This is a genomic window from Nocardioides sp., assembly GCF_034670285.1.
Taxonomy (GTDB): Bacteria; Actinomycetota; Actinomycetes; order Propionibacteriales; family Nocardioidaceae; genus Nocardioides.
On record NZ_JAXMNS010000298.1, the window covers coordinates 1 to 4944 of the forward strand.

At 71.4% G+C, this 4944-nt stretch carries 6 protein-coding genes; 3 read left to right on the top strand and 3 right to left on the bottom strand.

All coding sequences use genetic code 11. The features are described 5' to 3' along the window. Together VOI19_RS14300 and VOI19_RS14305 are read right to left on the bottom strand one after the other, a co-directional pair. Window positions 1-342, bottom strand: a 342-nt coding sequence (locus tag VOI19_RS14300) for a glycosyltransferase family A protein (RefSeq protein WP_323793635.1), incomplete at its 3' end; no start/stop codon positions are given. Window positions 343-473: 131 nt separating this feature from the next. Next, window positions 474-728 (bottom strand): WhiB family transcriptional regulator, encoded by a 255-nt coding sequence (locus tag VOI19_RS14305; protein ID WP_300406357.1) that lies wholly within the window; start codon window positions 726-728, stop codon window positions 474-476. A gap of 193 nt (window positions 729-921) precedes the next feature. Here VOI19_RS14305 and cofD point away from each other — a divergent pair, with 193 nt between their 5' ends. The 3 genes from cofD to VOI19_RS14320 are packed head-to-tail and all read left to right on the top strand — an operon-like array spanning window position 922 to window position 3752. Then, window positions 922-1938 carry a 2-phospho-L-lactate transferase gene (gene cofD / locus VOI19_RS14310; protein WP_323793636.1) on the top strand — a complete coding sequence of 339 codons (1017 nt, stop codon included), beginning with the start codon at window positions 922-924 and terminating at the stop codon, window positions 1936-1938. After that, window positions 1935-2951 (top strand): coenzyme F420-0:L-glutamate ligase, encoded by a 1017-nt coding sequence (locus VOI19_RS14315; RefSeq protein ID WP_323793637.1) that lies wholly within the window; start codon window positions 1935-1937, stop codon window positions 2949-2951. The genes cofD and VOI19_RS14315 overlap by 4 nt, the downstream gene beginning before the upstream one ends. 51 nt (window positions 2952-3002) lie before the next feature. Then, window positions 3003-3752, top strand: coding sequence for a DUF3105 domain-containing protein (locus tag VOI19_RS14320; RefSeq protein ID WP_323793638.1), 750 nt, complete (start codon window positions 3003-3005; stop codon window positions 3750-3752). Window positions 3753-3788: 36 nt separating this feature from the next. On the opposite strand, the gene VOI19_RS14325 is transcribed toward VOI19_RS14320, so the two are convergent. Continuing rightward, the gene (locus tag VOI19_RS14325) at window positions 3789-4877 is read right to left on the bottom strand and encodes a mannose-1-phosphate guanylyltransferase (RefSeq protein WP_323793639.1); all 1089 of its coding nucleotides are present in this window, start codon (window positions 4875-4877) and stop codon (window positions 3789-3791) included. Window positions 4878-4944 lie beyond the last annotated feature (67 nt).

Consider the following 4944-nt stretch of genomic DNA (forward strand, 5'->3'; position numbering starts at 1 on the left):
GAGCAACGCGGCCAGGGCGCCCGGAGCGGGTCGCGAGTCGTCGTGGAGCAGCCAGATCCACTCGTGGTCGTCACCCTCGGCCGACACGTGGTCCAGTCGCTCGAGGCCCCGCCGTACGGCAGCGGGGTACGACGTCGAGGAGGGGGCGTCGACCACGTCGGCCACCGGAGCGAGGAGCGCGGCGCTCTCGTCCTTGCTGCCGGTGTCGACCGCGACCACCGGCGTCCTCGGGTCGAGGCCCTGCTCAGCCAGGCCCTCCAGCACGCCCGGGAGCCAGCGCGCACCGTCGTGACTGACGATGAGCACGGCCACCTGGGCGGTGGTCAGGATGGCGGAGGACACCAGCGCACCCTAGAGCGCGCAGGCTGGGGAGGAAAAAGTCTCGGCACCGAGAACCGGCCCGAAAAAGCAGCAGGACCCCGGTCTTCATCGACCGGGGTCTCCCTGCTGTGGTGCGCTTGCGACGGATCGTGCTAGACGGCGCGCTTCTTGAGCTTGCGGCGCTCCCTCTCGGAGAGACCACCCCAGATGCCGAACCGCTCGTCGTTCATCAGGGCCGACTCGAGGCACTCGTCGCGCACCTCGCACGTGAGGCACACCTTCTTCGCCTCTCGCGTCGACCCACCCTTCTCGGGGAAGAACGCCTCGGGATCGGTCTGAGCGCACAGCGCGCGCTCCTGCCATCCCGCTTCGTCCGTCTCCGGTTCAAGGAGAAAGAGCTCTCTCATGGTTATCTGCCTCTCGACCCGGCTGTTCCTCCGCCAGGATGACGGAGGGAATAACCCCCACACTTGCTGAACAACACTGTGAGAATTACATGCCTGTCGTAGCCGTAAGTCAAGCCCCGCATCTGCTATGGCCCCACCAGGGGCAGGGGTCCCGGCCACAGCGGCCCGTCACGGGGGCGGCACAGTAGGACCCATGAAGAACATCACGGTGTTGTGCGGCGGAATGGGCGGGGCCCGGTTCCTCCAAGGACTGCGTCACGGTATCGCCTCGGGCTCGCTGCCCGCGATCGACGACGGTGTGACGATCACCGCCATCACGAACACCGCCGACGACCTCTGGATGCACGGGCTGAAGATCTGCCCCGACCTCGACACCGTCATGTACACCCTCGGCGACGGCATCGACCCCGGCCGCGGCTGGGGTCGGCGCGAGGAGACGTGGAGCATCAAGGAGGAGCTCGTCGAGTACGGCGTCGAGTCGACCTGGTTCGGCCTCGGCGACCGCGACCTGGCCACGCACCTCGTCCGCACCCAGATGCTCGACGCCGGCTACCCGCTCTCCGAGGTGACCAGCGCGCTGTGCCGCCGCTGGCAGCCCGGCGTACGACTCGTGCCCATGAGCGACGACCGCATCGAGACCCACGTGGCGATCGCCGACGACGAGGCACCCAGCGGACGACGGGTCGTGCACTTCCAGGAGTACTGGGTCCGGCTGCGCGCCGAGGTGCCCGCGGAGGCCGTCGTCGTGGTCGGTCTCGACGAGGCGACCCCCGCACCGGGCGTCATCGAGGCCATCACCGACGCCGACCTGGTGATCCTGCCGCCGTCCAACCCGGTGGTCTCGATCGGCACGATCCTAGGCGTGCCCGGTGTCCGCGAGGCGGTGCGCGGCACCTCGGCCCCGGTCGTCGGGCTCTCCCCCATCGTCGGAGGGACCCACGTGCGCGGGATGGCCCACCAGATGCTCACCTCGATCGGCGTCGAGGTCAGCGCCGGCGCCGTCGGGCGCCACTACGGCTCCCGCCAGGGCTCCGGCACCGGCGTGCTCGACGGGTGGCTCGTCGACGCGAGCGACGCCGACCAGGTCGCCGCCGTGCGCGAGGCCGGGATCGCGTGCGAGGCCGTGCCGCTGATGATGACCGACCACGACGCCACCGCAGCGATGGTGGCGGCGGCCATCGCCCTGGTGGGCGAGGGCCGGTCCGCGTGACCTCACGCGAGCAGGCCGTCCGGGCCCACGCACCCGACGGCGCACCCGAGATCGCCGCCGGCACCGACCTCGCCGACGTGCTCCTCGCCCTGCTCCCCACGGACGGGCTCACTGGCGGGCTCGCAGACGGGCTCCAAGACGGGGACGTCGTCGTCGTCACCAGCAAGGTCGTCAGCAAGGCCGAGGACCGCGTCGTCCTCGGGACCCGCGACGAGCACCTCGCTGCCGAGACGCAGCGCGTCGTGGCCCGCCGCGGCCCCACGACCATCGTCCGGACCCGCCACGGCCTCGTGCTGGCCGCCGGCGGCATCGACTCCTCCAACGTCGTCCAGGGCAGCTCGGTGCTGCTGCCCCTCGACCCCGATGCCTCGGCCCGGCGGCTGCGCGCCGCCCTGCACCGCCGCACCGGCCTGCGCCTCGGCGTCATCATCACCGACACCGCCGGGCGCGCCTGGCGCGAGGGCCAGACCGACATCGCGATCGGCGCCGCCGGCGTCGTCGTCGCCGAGAGCTTCGCCGGGCGCCACGACGCGCACGGCAACGAGCTGGCCGTCACCGCCCCGGCCGTCGCCGACGAGATCGCCGGTCTCGCCGAGCTGGCCCAGGGCAAGCTCGGGGCCCGGCCCTTCGCGATCGTGCGCGGACGGGACGACCTGGTGCTGCCGGTCGACGACGACGGTCCGGGCGCGAGCGCGCTGGTGCGGGTCGAGGGCCAGGACCTCTTCGGCTACGGGGCTCGCGAGGCGGTGCTGCGCGCTGTGCGTGGCGAGGCCTCCGACCGCGCTCCCTTCGGCGCTCCAGTGACCGCCGACGACCTCGTGCACGCGTTCGCCGAGACCCTCGAGGTCGAGGCCGTCACCACGGCACCCGACTGCGTGCAGGCGTCCGTCGAGGGGGCCGGTGCGGCGGCACGGGCCGCAGTGCTCGCCTTCGCGCACGGCTGGCAGGTCGACGCCGACCCCGGGCCGACCGCTGACGACACCGCTCTCCGGCTCCGACCGTGCAGTCCGTAGACTTCACGCGATCCCGACCGACGCCCCACCAGAAGTGAAGGTAAGCCGACTGTGGCCAAGCCGTCCAAGTCCGACAAGAGCGCGCGCCAGGCGTTGATCGACAGTGCGATGAAGAAGCAGCGCAGCGCCGAGAAGCGCCGCAGCAACATCATCGTCACCGTCTGCGTGATTATCGCCCTCGGGCTCATCGGAGCGGCTTCCTACCAGCCGATCAAGAACGCCCTCGACCTGCGCAAGTACAGCAGTCTCGAGGTCGCCGAGGTCGGCGCTGCGGCCTCCGTGTGCCAGGACGTCGTCACCGAGGACGCCACCGACGTCAACAACCACGTGCCGCAGGGCACCGAGGTGACCTACGAGACCTCGCCCCCGGCGTTCGGTCCGCACTGGAACGTCGCCGGCGTCGCGCCGGCACCGTTCACCGAGAAGTTCTACGACGCCGACGACCGCCCCGAGCTCGAGGCGCTGGTGCACAACCTCGAGCACGGCTACACGATCCTCTGGTACGACGAGAGCGTCGCCGAGGACGCCGGTCAGATCAGCGAGATCAAGGCCATCGCGAAGAAGTTCGACCTCGAGGACACCAACTTCCGCCTCAAGTTCATCGCGGCCCCGTGGCTCTCCAGCGACGAGGACGGCGACCCGTTCCCCGAGGGCCAGCACGTGGCGATGACCCACTGGAAGGGCGACGAGACGAGCTCCACCGGGGTCTGGCAGTACTGCTCCGAGACGAGCGGAGAGGCCCTGGAGACCTTCATGGCCGACTACCCCTACACCGACTCCCCGGAGTCCGGCGCACTGTAGGTCAGGCCAGTCCAGGTCAGGCCAGGCCAGGCCAGGTCAGGTCAGGTCGCTGCGCCCCTCGTCCTTGAGGCGGCTCACGATCTGCTTGACGGCCTGCGCCTGGGCGCGGGTGGTCACCAGCAGCGCGTCGGGGGTGTCGACGACGACCACGTCGTCGAGGCCGATCACGGCGACGACCTTCCCTCCGGCCGGCACCACGAGGCCGGTGCTGTGGATGGCGTGCACGAGCGCCGGGTCGCCGAGCACGGTCGTCCCCGAGTCGGCGTCGGCCGCGCCCTCGAGCAGGGTGGCGAGCGAGTCGAAGTCGCCGATGTCGTCCCAGCCGAAGGACGCCGGCACCACGACCACGCGTCCGGCCGCAGCCGCGGGCTCGGCGACGGCGTGGTCGAGGGCGATCTTCGGCAGTGACTCCCAGCTCTCGGCCAGGGTGTCGGGGGCCGCGGCGATCGCCCGCAGGGCGGCGGTGAAGTCGGGGTCCTGCTCGGCGAGCAGGTCCAGCAGCACGCCGGGTCGTACGACGAACATGCCGGCGTTCCACTGGAACGTCCCGGTGGCGAGGTAGCCCTGCGCGACCTCGACCGACGGCTTCTCCACGAACTCTCGCACCGCGTGCGCGCCGGCGTGGCCGTCGAGGGCGTCGCCCACGTGGATGTAGCCGAAGGCCGAGGACGGGAAGGTCGGCTTGATCCCGATCGTCACCAACCAGCCGTCACGCGCAGCGCGGACGGCGACCTCGACGGCCTCGCCGAAGACATCGGGGTCGGTGATCACGTGGTCGGCGGCGAACGAGCCCATCACGGCGTCGGGGTCGCGTCGCTCGAGCATCGCGGCAGCCAGCCCGATGGCGGCCATCGAGTCGCGCGCCGAGGGCTCCGCGACGATCGAGTGCGCCGGCACCTCCGGCAGCTGAGCCGCGACGGCCTCCGCGTGGGCCTGTCCGGTCACGACCAGGAAGCGTTCGTCGACCAGGGGCGCGAGGCGGTCCCACGTGCCCTGGAGCAGCGAGCGCTCGGTGCCGGTGAGGTCACGCAGGAACTTGGGGGCGGCCGAGCGCGAGAGCGGCCACAGCCGGGTGCCGGCACCGCCCGCAGGAACGACGGCCCAGAAGTTGTCGATCGAGGTCATGGCGTCGAGCCTAGGGGTGCGCGAGAGACTGGCTCCATGAACCCTCCGCCCGCCGCTCCGACCGCCC